At 64.8% G+C, this 18,623-nt stretch carries 14 protein-coding genes; 6 read left to right on the top strand and 8 right to left on the bottom strand.

What is annotated here, in order from left to right:
* Complete coding sequence (locus ASD04_RS07810) at window positions 1–1,950, top strand: MacB family efflux pump subunit (protein ID WP_056255004.1); 1,950 nt, start codon at window positions 1–3, stop codon at window positions 1,948–1,950.
* A 188-nt stretch (window positions 1,951–2,138) separates the two neighbouring features.
* Here ASD04_RS07810 and ASD04_RS19370 read toward each other — a convergent pair whose 3' ends face one another.
* The gene (locus tag ASD04_RS19370; protein ID WP_156461155.1) at window positions 2,139–2,408 is read right to left on the bottom strand and encodes a hypothetical protein; all 270 of its coding nucleotides are present in this window, start codon (window positions 2,406–2,408) and stop codon (window positions 2,139–2,141) included.
* A gap of 107 nt (window positions 2,409–2,515) precedes the next feature.
* Here ASD04_RS19370 and ASD04_RS07805 point away from each other — a divergent pair, with 107 nt between their 5' ends.
* Window positions 2,516–4,387, top strand: coding sequence for an autotransporter assembly complex family protein (locus tag ASD04_RS07805; protein ID WP_244488271.1), 1,872 nt, complete (start codon window positions 2,516–2,518; stop codon window positions 4,385–4,387).
* The gene (locus ASD04_RS07800) at window positions 4,387–8,730 is read left to right on the top strand and encodes a translocation/assembly module TamB domain-containing protein (protein ID WP_056254998.1); all 4,344 of its coding nucleotides are present in this window, start codon (window positions 4,387–4,389) and stop codon (window positions 8,728–8,730) included. Before ASD04_RS07805 ends, ASD04_RS07800 begins: the two co-directional genes overlap by 1 nt.
* Before the next feature lie 137 nt (window positions 8,731–8,867).
* On the opposite strand, the gene ASD04_RS07795 is transcribed toward ASD04_RS07800, so the two are convergent.
* From ASD04_RS07795 to ASD04_RS07765, 7 genes are all read right to left on the bottom strand, one after another.
* Window positions 8,868–9,158, bottom strand: coding sequence for a GIY-YIG nuclease family protein (locus ASD04_RS07795; RefSeq protein ID WP_056254995.1), 291 nt, complete (start codon window positions 9,156–9,158; stop codon window positions 8,868–8,870).
* Between the two features lie 145 nt (window positions 9,159–9,303).
* A complete protein-coding gene (locus ASD04_RS07790) occupies window positions 9,304–11,151 on the bottom strand; it encodes an extracellular solute-binding protein (RefSeq protein ID WP_056254992.1) in 1,848 nt (615 codons plus the stop codon).
* Between the two features lie 79 nt (window positions 11,152–11,230).
* Window positions 11,231–12,859, bottom strand: coding sequence for an ABC transporter ATP-binding protein (locus ASD04_RS07785; protein WP_056254988.1), 1,629 nt, complete (start codon window positions 12,857–12,859; stop codon window positions 11,231–11,233).
* Window positions 12,856–13,338, bottom strand: a complete 483-nt coding sequence (locus ASD04_RS07780; protein WP_056254984.1) for a PIN domain-containing protein — start codon at window positions 13,336–13,338, stop codon at window positions 12,856–12,858. The genes ASD04_RS07785 and ASD04_RS07780 overlap by 4 nt, the downstream gene beginning before the upstream one ends.
* Window positions 13,338–13,586 carry a hypothetical protein gene (locus ASD04_RS07775; protein ID WP_056254981.1) on the bottom strand — a complete coding sequence of 83 codons (249 nt, stop codon included), beginning with the start codon at window positions 13,584–13,586 and terminating at the stop codon, window positions 13,338–13,340. Before ASD04_RS07775 ends, ASD04_RS07780 begins: the two co-directional genes overlap by 1 nt.
* A gap of 33 nt (window positions 13,587–13,619) precedes the next feature.
* Window positions 13,620–14,762, bottom strand: a complete 1,143-nt coding sequence (locus ASD04_RS07770; RefSeq protein WP_056254978.1) for an ABC transporter permease — start codon at window positions 14,760–14,762, stop codon at window positions 13,620–13,622.
* Window positions 14,759–15,853, bottom strand: a complete 1,095-nt coding sequence (locus tag ASD04_RS07765; RefSeq protein WP_056254975.1) for a microcin C ABC transporter permease YejB — start codon at window positions 15,851–15,853, stop codon at window positions 14,759–14,761. Before ASD04_RS07765 ends, ASD04_RS07770 begins: the two co-directional genes overlap by 4 nt.
* A gap of 340 nt (window positions 15,854–16,193) precedes the next feature.
* Between ASD04_RS07765 and ASD04_RS07760 the strand changes: the two genes are divergently transcribed.
* The 3 genes from ASD04_RS07760 (at window position 16,194) to zapE (ending at window position 18,362) form a co-directional block, all read left to right on the top strand.
* Complete coding sequence (locus ASD04_RS07760; RefSeq protein ID WP_056254972.1) at window positions 16,194–16,427, top strand: hypothetical protein; 234 nt, start codon at window positions 16,194–16,196, stop codon at window positions 16,425–16,427.
* A gap of 121 nt (window positions 16,428–16,548) precedes the next feature.
* A complete protein-coding gene (locus ASD04_RS07755; protein WP_056254970.1) occupies window positions 16,549–17,148 on the top strand; it encodes an AprI/Inh family metalloprotease inhibitor in 600 nt (199 codons plus the stop codon).
* Between the two features lie 65 nt (window positions 17,149–17,213).
* The gene (gene zapE / locus ASD04_RS07750; protein WP_082531066.1) at window positions 17,214–18,362 is read left to right on the top strand and encodes a cell division protein ZapE; all 1,149 of its coding nucleotides are present in this window, start codon (window positions 17,214–17,216) and stop codon (window positions 18,360–18,362) included.
* The last annotated feature ends 261 nt before the right edge of the window (window positions 18,363–18,623 follow it).

The raw sequence follows: 18,623 nt of genomic DNA, 5'->3' as shown, positions 1-18,623 counted from the left end.
ATGAGCGACCCCATCATCTCCCTGCGCGGGCTGACGCGGCGGTTCCAGACCGGCGCCGAGGCGGTGACCGTGCTCGACCAGGTCGATCTCGATATCTTCAGGGGCGAGCTGGTCGCCATTATCGGCCAGTCCGGCTCGGGCAAGTCGACGCTGATGAATATTCTCGGGTGCCTGGACCGGGCAACATCGGGCAGCTACAAATTCGCCGGGCGCGAGGTCGGCAAGCTGGCGCCCGATGCGCTGGCGGAACTGCGGCGCGAGCATTTCGGCTTCATCTTCCAGCGCTATCAACTGCTGCCCGATCTCGATGCGGTCGAGAATGTGGAAATGCCGGCCATCTATGCCGGCGTGGCGGGTGGTACGCGCCGCAAACGGGCCATCGACCTGCTGACCCGGCTGGGCCTCGGCGAGCGGTTGAGCCACCGGCCCAATGCCCTGTCGGGCGGCCAGCAGCAGCGTGTCAGCGTGGCGCGGGCGCTGATGAATGGCGGCGAGGTCATTCTCGCCGACGAGCCCACCGGAGCGCTCGACAGCAAGAGCGGCAAGGAGCTGATGGCGCTGCTGGCCGAGCTGCATCGCGATGGCCACACCATCATCATCGTGACGCATGACCCGCTGATCGCGGCGCAGACCGAACGGGTGATCGAAATATCGGACGGCGTCATCATCGCCGATCGGCGCACGGCCGAGGATACGCGGGTCGACAAGGTCAAGGAAACCATCCGCCGTATCGCGCGCTGGCGCGAGGGGTTCGACAGCGGGCTCGAAGCTTTGCGCATGGCGTTGCGCGCCATGGTGGCGCACAAGCTGCGCACCTTCCTCACCATGCTCGGCATCATCATCGGCATCGCCTCGGTGGTGAGTGTGGTGGCGCTGGGGCAGGGGAGCCAGGAAACGGTGCTGGCAAATATCGCCTCGATCGGCACCAATACGATCAACGTCTATCCCGGCACCGGGTTCGGCGACCGGCGGAGCAACCGCATCCAGACGCTGGTGCCGTCCGACGCCGCGGCGCTGGCGCTGCAGCCCTATGCCGACAGCGTATCGCCGCAGGTCACCTCCAACGCCACGGTGCTGTTCCGCAATACCTCGTCCAATGCCTCGATAACCGGGGTGGGCCAGGAGTATTTCCAGGTCAATGGCCGCACCTTTGCCGAAGGCGTCGGCTTCAACGAGACCAGCATCACCCAGCGCACGCAGGAAGCCGTCATCGACGGCAATGCGCGTGACGCCTTCTTCGTTAATGGCGAGGACCCGGTCGGCCAGGTCATCATGCTGGGCAAGGTGCCGGTGCGGGTGATCGGGGTGGTGGAAAACGTCACCGGCTTCGGGCCGGGCGGCAACAGCGCCAATGTCTATGTGCCTTATACGACGGCGATGGACCGCATATTGGGCCAGCCCTATCTCGGCTCCATCGCCGTGCGGGTGAGCGACGATGCCGACATGGCGGAGGCCGAGGCCGAAATCACCGAGCTGCTGACGCGGCTGCATGACGGCAAGACCGACTTCTTCCTGCAGAACACCGCGACCATCCGCGACACGATCGAATCCACCGCGGCGACATTGACGCTGCTGATTTCCACCATCGCGGTCATTTCGCTGGTGGTGGGCGGCATCGGGGTGATGAACATCATGCTGGTCAGTGTGTCCGAGCGCACCAAGGAGATCGGCATCCGCATGGCGGTGGGGGCGCGGCGTGGCGATATATTGCGGCAATTCCTCATCGAGGCGGTGCTGGTCTGCTTTGTCGGCGGCGCGGCCGGGGTGGCGCTGAGCTTCGGGCTGGGGAGTCTGCTCACGACTTTGGTGAGCGGCGCGCGGGTGAGCTATTCGGTGGAGTCGATCATGCTGGCGATCGGTTCGGCGAGCCTGATCGGCGTGGTCTTCGGCTTCATGCCGGCCCGCTCGGCGGCAAGGATGGACCCGGTGGAGGCGCTGGCGCGGGAGTAGGCTCTTTCTCCCCTTCTCCCCTTGAGGGAGAAGGTGCCCGAAGGGCGGATGAGGGGTTTGCTCCGCAGGCCGTGAAGCATGGGAAAGCGCAGAACCCCTCACCCGGTTTTTCGCTGAACGCGAAAAACCACCCTCTCCCTCAAGGGGAGAGGGGGCAGGCCTGTGCCCTGTCGGCCACGTTCTGCCTGTCAATTCTCGATAAATTTGCCCCCAAGGTTGTTCCCGTCGCGGCCCAGCCCTAAACTCGCCATGAAATGACCGCCTCTTGGGCAGGCGTGCAGCGTCGGCGCGGTTGGGGCGAACAGGCTTAACGGAATCTTTTGCTCCAGAGGGCAAACTTCTGCTTCTGCCTTGGGATTGGCGATATTGAGATGAGGGTGGCCTGCGAATAACGATTTTCTCCGCTTCCGGTCCTCACGTACAATGTACGCTCCGGTCCGGTTCTCGAAAACCGTCATTCTCGACTCACCCTGATCTCAATCTCGCCAATCCCAAAAGAGGTTGAAGCGTAACGGGCGGGAACGGGTCACTGCATATCGCGCGTCTGGTAACGAGTTTTGGCGCCTTGTGCGTTGCTGCCTGCGTGGCGGTGGCGCCTGTTTCTGCGTTCGAAATCTTCGGGCTCAAGCTGTTCGAGGACCCGAGCGAGCAGGATGCGGAGGCGGTCATCGCCGATCCGCAGCCCTATCTCGTCACCATCGTCGTCAATGCTACCGGCGCGGTCGAAAGCGCGGTGCGCAATGCCTCGGCCCTGGTGGCGGACCAGAATGAGCCGGCCTCCGGCGCGGCGGGACTGCTGGCCAAGGCGCGGGGCGATTATCGCCGCATCGTCGCGGCGCTCTACAATGAGGGCTATTACGGCGGGGTGGCGAGCATCCGCGTCGGCGGCGTCGAGGCGGCCAAGCTGGCGCCCGACGTCAACCTGCCCCACCCGGTGGATGTGGCCGTGGTGGTCGATCCGGGCCCGCTGTTCCATTTCAACAGCGTCAATATCGTCAACCAGGCGCCGCCGACAGCCGACCCCCATGACTATGTCGAGCCGCCGGTGCATGCCGGGTTCGGCGTGGGCGAGATCGCCAAATCCTCGGTAATCCTGCGAGCCGAGCAACTGGCGCTGGAGGCCTGGCGGCAGCAGGGCTATGCCAAGGCGGCGGTCGTCAGCCGCGACGTGGTGGCCGACCATGCGACGACCACGGTCGACGTGACCATCACGGTCAATCCGGGGCCCAGGGCGCGTTTCGGCGCGGTGACGGTGCAGGGTGCGGAGACGCTCGATCCCGAATTCCTGCGCCGGCAGACCGGGCTGACCGAGGGCGAGGACTATGACCCGGACGAGCTGGCGCTGGCGCAGAAGCGGCTCGACCGGCTCGAAGTGTTCCGGGCGGCGCGGCTGGAGGCGGCGGAAAATGTCGGCGCCGATGGGCTGCTGCCTTATAACCCGATCGTCCAGGAACTGCCGGGGCGGCGCTTTGGCGTGGGTGCCAACTATTCCACCGTCGACGGGCTGGGGCTGGAGGCGTTCCACCTGTGGCGGAACCTGTTCGGGCAGGCCGAGCGGCTGCGGCTCGATGCGCGGGTGGCCAGCATCGGCTATCCGATCGACACGGCGCAGTTCGACTATTTCTTCGGCGGCACCTTCACCAAACCGGGCATTTTCACGCCGGATACCGATCTCGTCGCCGCCGTTTCGGCCGAGCGGACCATCTACCCGACCTTCACCGAGACTTCAGCGAGCGGGCGGGTCGGGCTGAGCCATATCCTCTCCGACCAGGTCACGCTGGAGGGTGGGGCACAGTTCGAGCTCAACCGCTTCGACGACGTGTTCGGCACGCGCGACTTCAAGACCATCGGGCTCTATGCCGGGGCGACGCTGGATTTCCGCGACGACAGCGTCGATCCGACCGAGGGCTGGTTCGGCCAGGTCAATCTCGAACCGTTCTACGAGATGAACTACAACAATCTCGGGGCCAGGCTGACCGTCGAGGGGCGGACCTATTTCGGCTTTGGCGAGGACGACCCGTTCGTGCTGGCCGGACGGCTCAAGGCTGGGCTTTTGCTGGGGCCGAGCCTGGCGGAAATTCCGCCCGACAAGCTGTTCTTTGCCGGCGGCGGTGGTTCGGTGCGCGGCTATGCCTACAAGTCCATCGGCGTCGATGACGGCACCGGCACCATTACCGGGGGCCGCTACCTGCTCGAAGGCTCGCTCGAGGCACGGGCCAAGGTGACCCAGGATATCGGCGTCGTCGGGTTCGTGGATGGCGGCTATGTGGCGGCCGATGTGTTCCCGGCGCTGAGCGACCTGCGCGTCGGCGCCGGCGTGGGCCTGCGCTACTATACCGGGCTCGGCCCGTTGCGCGCCGATTTCGCCATTCCGCTCAACAAGAAACCGGGCGATCCCGATTACGCGCTCTATGTCGGCATAGGGCAGGCCTTCTGATGGCCCGGCTCGCGTCCCTGCCGCGGCGGTTCATCGCCCTCATCCTCGTGCTGCTCGGGTTTGGCCTGGGGGTGCCTGCCGTCCTCGTGGCGCAGGATGTGCTGACGATGGACAATGAGGAGCAGAAGGACTGGCTGACCAGCTTCGTACAGGATCGCCTCTCGACGCCGGAACGGCAGATCAGGCTCTCCAATATCGAGGGCGCGCTGGGCTCCGACGTCGCCATCCGCGAGATCACCATTTCCGACGCCGAAGGGGTGTGGCTGCGCGTCAACAATGCGCGGCTCAACTGGAACCAGGCGGCCTTGTTTACCGGGCGGCTGGAAGTGCGCTCGCTGGCCGCCGATTCCATCGACTATATCCGCAATGCCGTGCCCGTGGAGGGCGCGGTGGACCTGCCGTCGCCCGAGGCCGGCAGCTTCCAGGTGCCGGAACTGCCGGTGGCCGTCATCCTCGAACAGCTCAGTGTGCCCAAGGTGAGCTTCGGGGCCAATGTGTTCGGGCTGGGCTCGGAAATCTCGCTGGCCGGCGCGATGACGCTGGATGGCGGCAATCTCGACGCCAATCTCGATATCGTCCGCCTGGACGGACCGGGCGGCACGCTCGATCTCGACGTGGCCTTCCGCAATGGGGATGACAGCATCGACCTCGGCCTGGCGCTGGTGGAGCCGGAAAACGGCGTCATCGCCAACCTGCTCAATATCGAAAACCGCCCGGCGGTTACCCTGACCGTCAATGGCAGCGGGAAGGTGACCGATTTGCGGGCGGATTTGAGCCTTGAGGCCAATGGCCAGACGGCGCTTTCGGGCGTGGCCGACGTCAACCAGCAGGCTGGCGGCATTGCCGTGGCCGCCGATCTGCATGGGCCGCTGGCGACGCTGATCGCCGAGCCCTATCGCCCCTTCTTCGGGGCCGAGACGGCGCTGATGGCCAATGCGCTGATCCACCCCGCGGGCGGCATTTCCATCACCGGATTGCGGCTCACCGGCGGGCAATTGTCGCTGGAAGCGGCGGCCGAGACGACGCCGGATAATTTCCTCAAAAGGCTCGATCTCAAGGCCGTCATCGCCGACCCGGCGGGAGGTCAGGTGATCCTGCCGGTGCCGGGCGGCGCTACGCGCGTCGGGTCGGCGCAGCTGGCGGTGGATTTTGGCGGCGCGGGCAGCGAGGACTGGACGGCGACGCTTGCCATGACCGGGTTCCAAACCACCGGATTTGCAGCGGAAAATCTTGACCTGGCCGTGGGTGGCGTGGCCGCCAACCTTTCCGACCCAACGACACGGCGGGTGACCTTCAATGGCGATGGCAGATTGTCGGGCATATCCGGCTCGCCGGAGATCGAGGCGGCTTTGGGCGATGGCATCGGCCTCGGCATTGCGGGCCTGTGGAATGCGGGCGAGCCGGTGCAACTGGCCGAGTTTCGCGTGGCGGGACAAGCGCTTACGGCGGCGTTGAGCGGGCAGCTCGATGGGCTGGATTTCCATGGCGATATCGGGCTGGAGACGTCCAGCATCGCGCCATTCTCCGGATTGGCCGGGCGCGAGCTGACCGGCGCGCTGTCGCTCAAGGCCAATGGCGCGCTTCTGCCGCTCAGCGGCGGGTTCGACCTGACGCTGGATGGAACAGGAAGCAATCTTGCGATTGACGACGAGCTTGCCGACGGTTTGCTTGCTGGAAGCGTGCAGCTTGCCGGGCGGCTTGCGCGCACCGAGGCTGGGCTGACGGCGGAGAATTTCCGCATTGCCAATGACCAGGTGCAGATGCTGGCCGACGGCACCTATTCCAATGCGCTGGCCGATTTCGCCTTCAACCTCGATTTGAGCGATCTCGGTCTGTTGTCCGACCAGGCCAGCGGCGCGCTCAAGGTGGTGGGCACGGCCAGGGGGCAGGACAGCGTCATCGGCCTCAATCTCGATGCCACGGTCGCCAGTGGCGAACTGGCCGGGCGGGCCTTGGGCGATGCCGCGCTGCTTTTTGACGGGCGCTATGATACCGACCGGCTCGACGGCACGGTTTCCGGCACGGCGGCGCTCGACGGCTATCGCACGACGCTGGCCGCCGATGTCAGCGTTACGCCTGAGGCGCAAAGGCTGGCCGAGCTCGACTTCCAGGCGGCGGGCACGCGGATCACCGGCGGGCTGACGCGCGCCGTCGAGACGGGGCTGATCGATGGCGGGCTGACGGTGGTGTCGCCCGACGTGTCGGTGCCCGCGGCTCTGGCGCTGCTGAAGGCTACCGGGTCGGTCAATGCCGAGGTGACGCTGGCGCCGGTGGAAGACCAGCAGGGCGCGACCATTCGCGGCGATGTGCGGGCGCTTGCGGTCAACGATATCAGGGTCGGCGCGGCCGATATCAGCGCCAAGATCGGCGACCTGTTCGGCGTGCCCTCCGTGGATGGCGCGGCCAATGCCAGCAATGTGTCGGCGGCGGGCGTCGATATCAGGACGCTGACGGCGCGGGCCAGCCAGACCGGCGAGACGACATCGTTCGACGCACAGGCGGCCCTGGCCACCGGCACCGATATCGACATAGCCGGTGCGCTGACGCCGGTGGATGGCGGCTATCGCCTGGCAGTGGATCGCGCGCAATTGCAGCAGGGACAGCTCTCGGCCCGGCTGGCGCAGCCGACCGTCATCCAGGTGGCAGGCTCCAGCGTGGCGCTCGACGCGGTGCGGTTCGACGTGGGCTCGGGCTCGATCACCGCCACCGGTTCGGCCGGCGAGGTGCTGGGCATCACGCTCGATATCGATGCGCTGCCGCTCTCCATCGCCAATGCCATTGCGCCCGACCTGGGGCTGGCCGGCACGGTCAATGGCCGCGCCAGCATTTCCGGCACCGGCAGCGATCCGCAGGTGAGTTTCGAGGCCCGCGCCGAGGGCATCAATGCCGCAGCAATCCGCGATTTCGGCATCGCGCCGCTGGGCGTGACGGCCAATGGCAGCTTCCGCGATGGCGTGGTGACGCTGGCTTCGCTGACGGCCAATGGCTCGGGCGGGCTGACCCTGCGCGGTTCGGGCACCGTGCCGCTGGAAGGCAATGGACTCAACCTAACGCTGACCGGCTCGGCGCCTTTGGTGCTGGGCAATCGCTTCGTAGCCGATCGCGGCGGGCAATTGAGCGGCGTGGTGACGCTGGACGCGCGGTTAAGCGGCAGTCTCTCCAGCCCGCAATTCGGTGGCCGGGTATCGACCAGCAATGCCGGCTATATCGACCCGGAACTCAACCTGCGGCTGCAGGGCATCAACGGCTCGGCCAGCCTCAGTGGCACCAATCTGGTGATCGACAGCCTGTCGGCCAATCTGGCCACCGGCGGCTCGGTTTCGGCCTCGGGTTCGGTGGGGCTCAGCGGCGGTTTCCCGGCCAATGTGCGCGTCGCGCTCAATTCGGCGCGCTATGCCGATGGCAATCTGTTCGTCGCCACCCTCTCGGGCAATCTGGCGCTGACGGGCAACCTCACCGGCTCGCCGCTATTGGCCGGCGACGTGTTCGTGCAAGAGGCCAATATCACCATTCCGGAGAATTTCGGCGGCGGGGCGCAGTTGATCGACGTGGATCATGTGCGTACGCCGCCTGCGGTGGAGCAGACGCTGCAGCGGGCCAAGATCGACGACCGCAGCGGCGCGCCGATCCCGCAGGCGCGGCCGGCCGGCATGCTGCTCGACGTCAATGTCAGCGCGCCCAACCAGATCTTCATTCGCGGCCGCGGGCTCGATGCGGAAGTGGGCGGCTCGGTGCGGCTCACCGGGCCGATCAGCAATATCCAGCCGGTGGGCGGCTTCGCGCTCAATCGCGGGCGCTTGGCCATCCTGGGCCAGCGCGTGACCTTCGAAAGCGGCACCGTAACCCTGGTGGGCGATCTCGACCCGTTCCTTAATCTGGTCGCCCGCACCGAGGGCGAGGGCATCACCGTCTTCGTCACCGTTTCGGGCCGGGCCTCGGATATCGATGTGAGCTTTTCCTCCAGCCCCGCCTTGCCGCAGGACGAAGTGTTGAGCCGGCTGATCTTCAACCGCTCGATGGGCGAACTCTCCCCGCTGCAGCTGGCCAAGCTGGCCGGCGCGGCGGCGGAACTGGTGGGCGGCGGCGGCAATGGCCTGGTCGACAGCCTGCGCGGCGCGGCGGGCCTCGCCGATCTCGATATCGTCACCGACGACAGCGGCAATGTCGCGGTGCAGGCCGGGACCTATATCCAGGACAATGTCTATCTGGGCGTCCAGGCGGGGGCCAACGGGCAGAGCAAGGTGACGATCAACCTCGATGTCACCAGCGACCTCAAGGTCACGGGCGCCGCCGGGCAGGACGGGAATTCCAGCCTGGGTGTGTTTTATGAACGGGATTACTAGATCGTACCACGCCCTCGTGGTCCGAGGCTCGCGAAGGCGCTCGCACCTCACCATGAGGGCTACTGTTAGCTCGGTATATCAACAGCCCTCATGGTGAGGTGCGCTTCTTCAGCGCCTCGAACCACGAGGGCATGGCACTATTTGTGTTTAGGGCGGCTAGCCAAGTCGGGCAGGCTTTCAACGTCGCCGCGGATCAGCGCTTCTTTCTTCCTGCGTGTCCACTTTTTCACCTGCAGTTCCCGAGCGATCGCCTCGACGATGCGCTCGTATCGTTCGACGTAGACCAGTTCCACCGGAGTTCGTGAAGCGGTGTAGCCAGGTACGACCTTGCTGTTGTGTTCCCACAACCGCTCTTCGGGTTCCTTGCGCGTCAGGCCGACATAATAGGAATCGTCCGAGCAAAGCAGGATGTAGACGCAGGCTTCCATGGCCGATCTCCGTGCCACGCCCTCGTGGTTCGAGGGTCGCTGCGCTCCCGCCTCACCATGAGGGCTACTTTGAACTCAGCGCCAACAATAGCCCTTACGGTGAGGTGCAGGTTCTTCGCGAACCTCGAACCACCGAGGTCCGCCCCTACGACCCCGCCCCTCCCGTTCTCGCCGCCTTTTCCGCGTCCCACCACCAGATGGTGGGAAACCCGCTCGAAAAGTCCGGCAGGTTTTCCGGGTGGCTGAAGCGGTCCCAGCGGGCGATGCGGGAATTGCGCAGGGTGTAGCTGGGGACCATGTAGTAGTTGTGCAGCAACACCCGGTCGAGCGCCTTGGTAATGGCGATCTGGGTGTCGCGGTCGTCGGCGACCACCAGCTTGTCGATCAGGGCATCCACGGCCGGATTGGCGATGCCGGCATAGTTCTGGCTGCCCTCCTCGTTGGCGGTGGAGGAGCCGAAGAAGAAGCGCTGCTCGTTGCCCGGCGAGAAGGATTGCGCCCAGCCGGCATAGATCATGTCATAGTCGAAGGAGCGGGCGCGGTTGATGAATTGCGGGCTGTCGACGGTGCGGATGGTGGCGGCGACGCCGATCTGGGCCAGGTTGGTGACGAGGTTGGTCGCCACCGGCTCGATGGTGGGGCCGTTGAGTAGGATTTCGAAGCTGAACTGCTGCCCGTTGGCATCGACCAGCCTGTTGCCGTCGAGCGTATAGCCGGCCTCGTTGAACAGGCCGAGCGCCGTGCGCAGGTTTTCGCGCAGCTTGGCCGGGTCGCCGCTCACCGGGTTGGCATAGGGCTCGGTGAAGACGGAGGGCGGCACCATATCCTTGACCGAATTGAGGATTTCCAGTTCCTCGCCTTCGGGCAGGCCGGACGATTTGAACGGCAGGCCGAAGAAGTAGCTGTCGATGCGGTCATACTGGTTGAAGAAGACGGTGTTGCTCAGCTCCTCGAAGTCGAAGGCATAGTTGAGCGCTTCGCGGACGCGGGCGTCCTGGAATTTTTCGCGGCGCAGGTTGGGGATGAAGCCCAGCCCGATGCCGGAGCCGGCATAATCCTGGGGGAAGAGTTCCTTGATGACGCGGCCTTCGGTGACCGCCGGGAAGTCGTAGGCCGTGGCCCAGCGGCGGGCCTGGTTTTCCCACCACCAGTCGAACTGGTCGCCCTTGAAGGCCTCGAATTCCACCGTCAGGTCGAGGAAATATTCGAGCCGATACTCGTCGAAATTGTTATGGCCGACCTGCGTCGGATGGTTCGCGCCCCAGTAGTTCGCTACGCGCTTATAGGTGATGGAACGGCCGGCATCGAAGCTGGCCAGCTCATAAGGGCCGGACCCCAAAGGCGGCTCGAGCGTCGATTCGCCGATATTGCGCTGCTGGCCCTTGGCGTCGGTGCCTTCCCACCAATGCTGGGGCAGCACCATGAGCTGGCCGAGAATGAGGGGGAGTTCGCGGTTGTCGGTCTGGTTGAAGGTGAAGGTCACTTCGCCCGGCGCGGTGACCTCGGCCTTTTCGATATTGACGTAATATTGCTGGCGGTCGGGATTGACCTCGATCAGCTTGTTGAAGCTCCAGACCACGTCCTCGGCGGTGACGGGCTCGCCATCGTTCCAATGGGCATCGGGGTCGATGCGGAAGGTGACCGAGCCATAGTCGGGCGCGATCTTGAGCGCTTCGGCGAGCAGGCCGTAATAGGTGTTCTGCTCGTCCATCGAGGGCGTCATCAGCGTCTCGTAGAGCAGGCCGATGCCGCCGGCCGTCTCGCCCTTGGGCAGGATAGGGTTGAAGGTGTCAAAGCCCCCCAGCGCGCCCTGGCGCACCACGCCGCCCTTGGGCGCATCGACATTGACATAGTCGAAATGGGTGTAGTCGGGGCCGTATTTGGGCTCGCCTTCCAGCGTGAAGGAATTGGACCACACATCGGTCGGGGTCTGCGCCAGAGCCGGGGCCACGAGGCCGAGCAGCAGGACGGCGAGGAGGGGCGCGAGTTTCATCGGACGGCTCCGGGAATTGGTCGGTGGAGTGAGACTAGAGGTTTTCGCCTTGGTTCGGAAGCATTGGCATGCGCCTAAGTCACCTCTCCCCTGAGGGGAGAGGGAGCCCACGTCCAGCGGGCATCGACGGGACATCAAAAGCCGCAGCCAGCAGCGCCCTGGTATAGTCCGATTGCGGTGCGGCGAAGATGTCGGTGGCCTGGCCCTGTTCAACGACATGACCGTCGCGCATGACGATGAGCTGGTTGGCCAGCGCGCGCACCACCTTGAGGTCGTGCGAAATGAACATGTAGGTGAGGCCGCGCCGCTGCTGGATATCGCGCAACAGGTCGATGACCTGCGCCTGGATCGACACGTCGAGCGCCGAGGTGGGCTCGTCGAGCACGACGAATTTGGGCTCCAGCACCATGGCGCGGGCGATGGCGATGCGCTGGCGCTGGCCGCCGGAAAATTCATGCGGATAGCGCAGGCGGGCATCGGGCGGCAGGCCGACCTCCTCCAGTGCCTTGACCACGCGGGCGTCGCGCTCCCTGGCGCCGATCTGGGGGGCGTGGACGGCAAGGCCCTCGCCGATGATTTCATCGACCGATAGCCGCGGGCTCAGCGAGCCGAACGGGTCCTGGAAGACGATCTGCATGTCCTTGCGCAAGGGCCGCATGGCCTTCCACGAGCGCGACTGGATGGCGTTGCCGAGCACGACGATGCGCCCTTGCGAGGGCAGTAGGCGCAGCAAGGCATAGCCGAGCGTCGACTTGCCCGAGCCGCTTTCGCCGACGACGCCGAGCGTTTCGCCGCGGCGGATGGCGAGGGTGACGCCGTCGACGGCCTTGATGTGGCCGACGGTGCGGCGGAATACGCCGCGCTTGATGGGGAACCAGACCTTGAGGCCGGCGACCTCGACGATATGGGGGGCCGTGGGGTCGGTCTCGGGCGGCTTGCCGCGCGGCTCGGCGGCGAGCAGGTGGCGCGTATAGGTGTGCTGCGGACTGGCGAAGATGGGCGCGACCGGCCCGGTCTCGACGATTTCGCCTGAGGTCATGATGCAGACGCGGTCGGCGATGGCTTTGACGATGCCCAGGTCATGGGTGATGAACAGCATGGCCATCCCGAGACGCTGCTGCAAATCCTTGAGCAGCGTAAGGATTTGCGCCTGCACGGTCACGTCGAGCGCGGTGGTCGGTTCGTCGGCGATCAGCAGGTCCGGCTCGTTGGCCAGGGCCATGGCGATCATGACGCGCTGGCGCTGGCCACCCGAGAGCTGGTGCGGATAGGCGCCGAGGCGGCTCTGCGGATCGGCAATGCCGACGGCGTCGAGCAGTTCGAGCACCCGCTTGCGGGCGGCGGCGGCGCGCAACCCGCGATGGATGGCGAGGACTTCCCCGATCTGGCGCTCCACGGTGTGGACCGGGTTGAGCGAGCTCATCGGCTCCTGGAAAATCATCGAAATGTCGTTGCCGCGCACGGCGCGCAGTTCGGATGGCGGGGCCGTGACGAGGTCCTGCCCCTTGAACAGGATTTGCCCGGAAACCCGCGCCGCCGGCGGCAGCAGTTTCAGCACCGACAAGGCGGTGACCGACTTGCCCGAGCCGCTTTCGCCCACCAGGGCCACGGTCTCGCCGGGAGCAATGTCAAAGGCGATGCGCCGTGTCGCCTCATGGGCGCCGAAGGCGATGGTGAGGTCGCGGATGGAGAGCAGGGGCGTGGTCATGCGCGGAGCCAGGCGATGATCGCGGCCAAAACGTCCTTTGCAGGATGGATTTGCTGGGGCCAACTCGGCCAAGCGCCAACCAAATTCACGTCGAAATCGCTATCAAGGGTCAGAAGGTGGCTGCATTTGGTTTGCAGGGCTGTCGCGGCGTGGATCGCGTCAGGCAGCTTGAGCCTGGTGCTCGCGCGCAATCGCGCGGCCAAATGCAGGATTGGAGCATCGATGGGCCGAATATCGATCCAGGGGCTCGGCGTTGACAGCAGGGAGCCATACTGATGCTGAAGAAAGGTATCACCCTTTCGAATTGGATGGACTAACACTTCGGCCAGGGTAATCTGGCTTGTGACGAAAGCCTTGTCGGTTTTGGCGAATTCCTGGCCGAGCATATCGATGATGTCTCGTGCAGTGTCGTCATCGGGGCTGGCCTCGAATGCACGGATGAGAATATTGCTGTCGAGGTAGATCCGTCCGAACCGCACTAGTCGTCCCACTCGTCGCGCAACTCGCGTATGCGCCGCACAGCCTCTTCGGTCGTTACGCTTTCCCCCCGCTTGGCGGTATGACGCTGCATTGCCCGCATTATTTCCACCGCCTCGGCCCGGCTGAGCGGAGGATGGGTATCGTCTTCCGTGACTTCGACCGTCACTGACGTAGCGGCAGGGAAGTGTACCCGCAAATCCTCCGGCAGGTTCTCGACCGGGTAGTGCTCCCGCACGATCTTGTTCATCTCACGGCTCCTTCCCGTCCATCATACCACATTTCATCCCATCGACTTCCGTGGATCGAAGGCGTCGCGCACGGCTTCGCCGACGAAGACCAGCAGGGTCATCATGATGGCGATGGTGAAAAAGCCGGTGAGGCCGAGCCAGGGGGCCTGCAGGTTGTTCTTGCCCTGGGCCAGCAATTCGCCGAGCGAGGGCGAGCCGGGGGGCAGGCCGAAGCCGAGCAGGTCGAGCGAGGTCAGCGTCACCACCGAGCCCGAGAGAATGAAGGGCATGAAGGTGAGGGTGGCCACCATGGCGTTGGGCAGCAGGTGCCGGAACATGATGGTGAGGTTGGAAACGCCCAGCGCGCGGGCGGCGGCGATATATTCGAAATTGCGGCCACGCAGGAATTCGGCGCGCACGATGCCGACCAGCGACACCCAGGAAAACAGCAGCAAGATGCCCAGCAGCACCCAGAAATTGGGCGCGATGACGGAGGAGATGATCAGCAGCAGGTAGAGCGCGGGGACCGAGGTCCAGATCTCGATGAAGCGCTGGAAGATGAGGTCCACCCAGCCGCCGAAATAGCCCTGCACGGCGCCGGCAAGGACGCCGATGATCGAGGAGAAGACGGTCAGCGTCAGCCCGAACAGCACCGAGATGCGGAAGCCGTAGAACAGGCGGGCCATGACGTCGCGGCCGCGATCGTCGGTGCCCAGCCAGTGGTAATTGCCCCAGTGGCAGTCGGGGTCGGCCTGCTGCTGGGGATAGCGCGCGCAGTTTTCCGCCGCGGTCATGGTCCAGCTCGGGGCGACGGCGCCCGAATAGGGCAGGAAGCCATCCACCGTCTGGTAGTTGAAGCGGATGGGCGGCCAGATGGTCCAGCCATTGGCTGATATTTCGGAGGCGATGAAGTCGTCGCGGTAATTGGTGATGGCGAGGAAACCGCCGAACTTGGATTCGGGATAATCGACAAAGGCTGGGAACAGCAATTCGCCCTTGTAGACGGCGATGATCGGCCGGTCGTTGGCGATGAATTCGGAGCCGAGCGCGGCCAGGAACAGCGCGAGGAAAATCCACAGCGACCAGTAACCCCTGCGGTTGGCGCGGAAATTGTGGAGCCGCCGCCGGTTGAGTGGGGAGAGCAGGCGATTGCGCGGGGCTTCGAGCGCTGCGGCCTCTGCCGCCATCTCGCTCATACTTCGCGGCTTTCGAAGTCGAGCCGCGGATCGACCCACATATAGGCCAGGTCCGAAACCAGCGCGATGACGAGGCCGAGCAGGCTGAAGATATAGAGCGTGGCAAAGACCACCGGATAATCGCGATTGGCCACCGACTGGAAGCCGAGCAGGCCCAGCCCGTCGAGCGAGAAGATGGTCTCGATCAGGAGCGATCCACCGAAGAAGGCGCCGACAAAGGCGCCGGGAAAGCTGGCGATGACAAGCATCATGGCGTTGCGGAAGACGTGACGGTAGAGCACCTGGTTTTCCGTCAGGCCCTTGGCGCGCGCCGTGGTGACATATTGCTTGCCGATCTCGTCGATGAACGAGTTCTTGGTGAGCAGGGTGGTGGTGGCGAAGGCGCCCAGCCCCATGGCGATGATGGGCAGCACCAGATGCCAGAAATAATCGATGACCTGCCGCCACCACGGGAAGCTGTCAAAGCCGGGCGAGGTCAGCCCGCGCAATGGGAAGAACGACCAGAAGCTGCCCCCGGCAAACAGGATGATCAGCATGATGGCGATGAGGAAGCCGGGAATGGCATAGCCGATAATGACCACCGTCGAGGTCCAGACGTCGAAGCGCGACCCGTCGGATATGGCCTTGCGGATGCCGAGCGGAATGGAGATGCCATAGGCGATCAGCGTCATCCACAGGCCCAGCGAAATGGAGACCGGCATCTTTTCGACGATGAGGTCGATCACCGAAATATCGCGGTAATAGCTCTCCCCGAAATCGAAGCGCAGGTAGTTCCCCAGCATCAGCCCGAAGCGTTCCAGCGGCGGCTTGTCGAAGCCGAACTGCTTTTCGATGCGCGCCACCAGCTCGGGCGACAGGCCCTGGCTGCCGCGATAGGCCGAATTGCCCTTCTGACTGGGCTGAGCGGCGAAATCGCCGGCTTCGCTGCCGGTAATGCGCTCGGCAATGGAGCTGTTCTGGCCGGAGAGATTGGCGAGAGCCTGCTCCACCGGGCCGCCCGGCGCGAATTGGGTGATGAGAAACGAGATCGCCATGATGCCGAAAACTGTCGGGATCATCAGCAGCAGGCGGCGGATTATATAGGCGCCCATCGGGTCTCCGGGCAGGCGAGTTTGCGTGGAGCTAAGCGCGGGGCTGTCCGAACCGGCAAATCACCATGATGTGAAAGGGTTCGGAGGGAGTGCAACACTTTGACGACGGCTTGGCAAGAGTGGGGGCTGGGGACTGTGCCACGCCCTCGTGGTTCGAGGCTCGCAAGGGCTCGCACCTCACCATGAGGGCTACTTTGAACTCAGCGCTAACAGTAGCCCTCATGGTGAGGTGCGCTTCTTCAGCGCCTCGAACCACGAGGGCGTGGCTATGCCGTTCGGCCTTTTTGCTTGCCCAAGTGGCAAGGCATGTTCACCATCGGGCCCAATCGCGGAGAAGCCCATGACTTACCAGATCATCGCCCATGTCAAAAATCCGTCGCAGGCGCGGGCGCTGGTGGTGGCGTTGCGGGCCTATGGGTTCAATCCGCTGGAGCAGGGCGATGGCGGGCTGCCTGGGGTGCCCAATCTGTTCGGGCCGGAGGGTGTGCCGGTGCAGGTGCCCGAGGCGGAAGCGGGCGATGCAACCGTTCTGGCCCGTGACCTGTTGAAGGAAATGACCGGGACGGACACCTAAAACGGCCACATTGGTATGCGGTAGGTCGATTGCGGACCGGGCGGTTGAACGCAGCGCGGGGTTTGGTTATAAGCCAGCCATGCTGTTAACCTTTATTAAGCCCTAGGGCAGGAGCGAACCCATGACGGTTTGGATGCGCGGATCGTTGTCCGCGGTAGGCGTGGCGGCAATCGCCGTTGTACTGGCGGCATGCCAGTCCACCGGGTCCAATACGGCCAACCTCAACACGATCGGCGCGCCGGCACAGTTGCAGCCGGTGCAGAATTCCACCGTGCAGCAGGGCACTCTGCCTGCCATCGGCGCGACGGGCACGCCCGCTCCGGGGCTTTCGGGTCAGCCGGTGCTGGGTGGCGTTCCTGCCAACCAGACGGCCTCGACCGCGCCGGGCACTCTGCCCTCCATCGTTTCGCTCGATCCGCTGGCCCAGCCGGTGGCGGGCGGCATGAGCGCCGGTCCAGAGGGCGTATGGAATGTCGCTGCCGGCGCCGCGACCTGCCGCATCAACCTGCCGATGACCGCCAAGACCGGCACCAGCTATTACCGCGCCTCGGCGCCGGGCTGCACCGTGCCGCAGATCGCCTCGGTCACCGGCTGGCAGCAGGTGGGCAGCCAGCTCCAGCTCTATGATGAAAACGGCAACATCGCCGCTTTCCTCGCCCCGTCCGGCGGCCGCTATATCGGCACTATGGGCGGCGGCCAGGCGATTTCGATGTCCAGGTAGTTTCGGTGAGGCCGGCCTGAAATGGCCGGCTTTATTCCAGGCGCTACTGAAAGAATCCGCGTCACTTGAGCCCATCGCGCGTCCGCCCTTCCAAGAAAACCGCCCCCGTCACCTCAGCCTACCAGGACCTGGCGGATCGCGGCGTGCTGATTGCCGATCCGGCGCAGCGTGAAGCAGCCGGGTTGCTCGATGCTGTCCTGGCCGGCGTGTCGGTCGAGCGGCCCAAGGGTCTCCTTGGCAAGCTCTTCGACTCCCGCGAGGCGGTGCGCGGGCTCTATCTCCATGGCGAGGTGGGCCGGGGCAAGACCATGCTGATGGACCTGTTCTTTGCCGCCGTGCCGATCAAGGCGAAGCGGCGCGTGCATTTCCACGAATTCATGGATGAAATCCACGCCGGCATGGCCGCCTTTCGCAAGAGCAAGAAGGGCCGCGATGCCGATCCGGTCGAGGCGGTGGTGAAACCCATCGTCAAGTCCGGCCTGCGGCTGCTCTGCCTCGACGAATTCCACGTGCATGACATCACCAATGCCATGCTGCTCTACCGGCTGTTCGACAAGCTGTTCGCCCATGGCGTGACGCTGGTGGCGACATCCAATGTGGCGCCCGACGGGCTCTACAAGGATGGTCTCAATCGCCAGCTCTTCCTGCCCTTCATCGACCTGCTCAAAAGCCATGTGACGGTCGAGGCGCTGCCGGCAGCGCGCGACTACCGGCGGATGAAATTTGCCGGCCAGCATGTCTATGCCTTCGGCACCGGGCCCGAGGCGCGGGCCGAGATGGACCGGCTGTGGCTGCGCATCACCGGCGGCGAGCCGGGCCATCCCGGCGTGGTCGAGAGTATCGGGCGGGAAATCCCGGTGCCGCTGGTCGCGATGGGCGCGGCGCGGTTCGGCTTTGCCGATCTCTGCCAGAAGCCGCTGGGCTCGCGCGATTTCGTGCGTATCGCCCATCAGTTCGATTCGATCGTCATCGACGGCGTGCCGCAGATGGATCGGACCATGTCGGACGCGGCCAAGCGCTTCATTCTCCTGATCGACAATCTCTATGACCGCGGGGTGAAGCTGGGGGCGAGCTTTGCCGTGCCGCTGGAGCAATTGGGCAGGGACGACAAGACGGCATTCGAGTTCCAGCGCACGGTGTCGCGGCTCGATGAGATGCAGTCGGAGGACTATCTGGGGCGAGGGCTGCGGGAAGCGCTCACCCTCGCCCCTTGAGGGAGAGGGTGGTTCTTCCGCGTTCAGCGGAGAACCGGGTGAGGGGTGCTGCGCCATCCCGTGCTTCAATGTGCGTTGATAGCGCAGCACCCCTCATCCGCCCTTCGGGCACCTTCCCCCTCAAGGGGAGAAGGAAAGAGTTGCCCATCCGGCATCACCCCTTCGCCCATCAGCAAGGGCGAAAGTCCCGTTTATACGAAGGGTTCACTTGCCCCTCCCGAGCGACAGGGTTAAGACGTGCGCCAATTCAACGCAGTCTGG

Origin of the sequence: Devosia sp. Root436, from assembly GCF_001426345.1 — a bacterium.
GTDB lineage: Bacteria > Pseudomonadota > Alphaproteobacteria > Rhizobiales > Devosiaceae > Devosia.
This window is presented reverse-complemented; position numbering and strand designations above follow the sequence as displayed.

Coding starts and splice junctions, on each gene's coding strand:
- ASD04_RS07785 (WP_056254988.1), bottom strand. CDS start 12,859: ATGACCACGCCCCTGCTCTCCATCCGCGACCTCACCATCGCCTTCGGC.
- ASD04_RS07800 (WP_056254998.1), top strand. CDS start 4,387: ATGGCCCGGCTCGCGTCCCTGCCGCGGCGGTTCATCGCCCTCATCCTC.
- ASD04_RS07795 (WP_056254995.1), bottom strand. CDS start 9,158: ATGGAAGCCTGCGTCTACATCCTGCTTTGCTCGGACGATTCCTATTAT.
- ASD04_RS07775 (WP_056254981.1), bottom strand. CDS start 13,586: ATGAACAAGATCGTGCGGGAGCACTACCCGGTCGAGAACCTGCCGGAG.
- ASD04_RS07810 (WP_056255004.1), top strand. CDS start 1: ATGAGCGACCCCATCATCTCCCTGCGCGGGCTGACGCGGCGGTTCCAG.
- ASD04_RS07770 (WP_056254978.1), bottom strand. CDS start 14,762: ATGAGCGAGATGGCGGCAGAGGCCGCAGCGCTCGAAGCCCCGCGCAAT.
- ASD04_RS07765 (WP_056254975.1), bottom strand. CDS start 15,853: ATGGGCGCCTATATAATCCGCCGCCTGCTGCTGATGATCCCGACAGTT.
- ASD04_RS07755 (WP_056254970.1), top strand. CDS start 16,549: ATGACGGTTTGGATGCGCGGATCGTTGTCCGCGGTAGGCGTGGCGGCA.
- ASD04_RS19370 (WP_156461155.1), bottom strand. CDS start 2,408: ATGACGGTTTTCGAGAACCGGACCGGAGCGTACATTGTACGTGAGGAC.
- ASD04_RS07760 (WP_056254972.1), top strand. CDS start 16,194: ATGACTTACCAGATCATCGCCCATGTCAAAAATCCGTCGCAGGCGCGG.
- ASD04_RS07790 (WP_056254992.1), bottom strand. CDS start 11,151: ATGAAACTCGCGCCCCTCCTCGCCGTCCTGCTGCTCGGCCTCGTGGCC.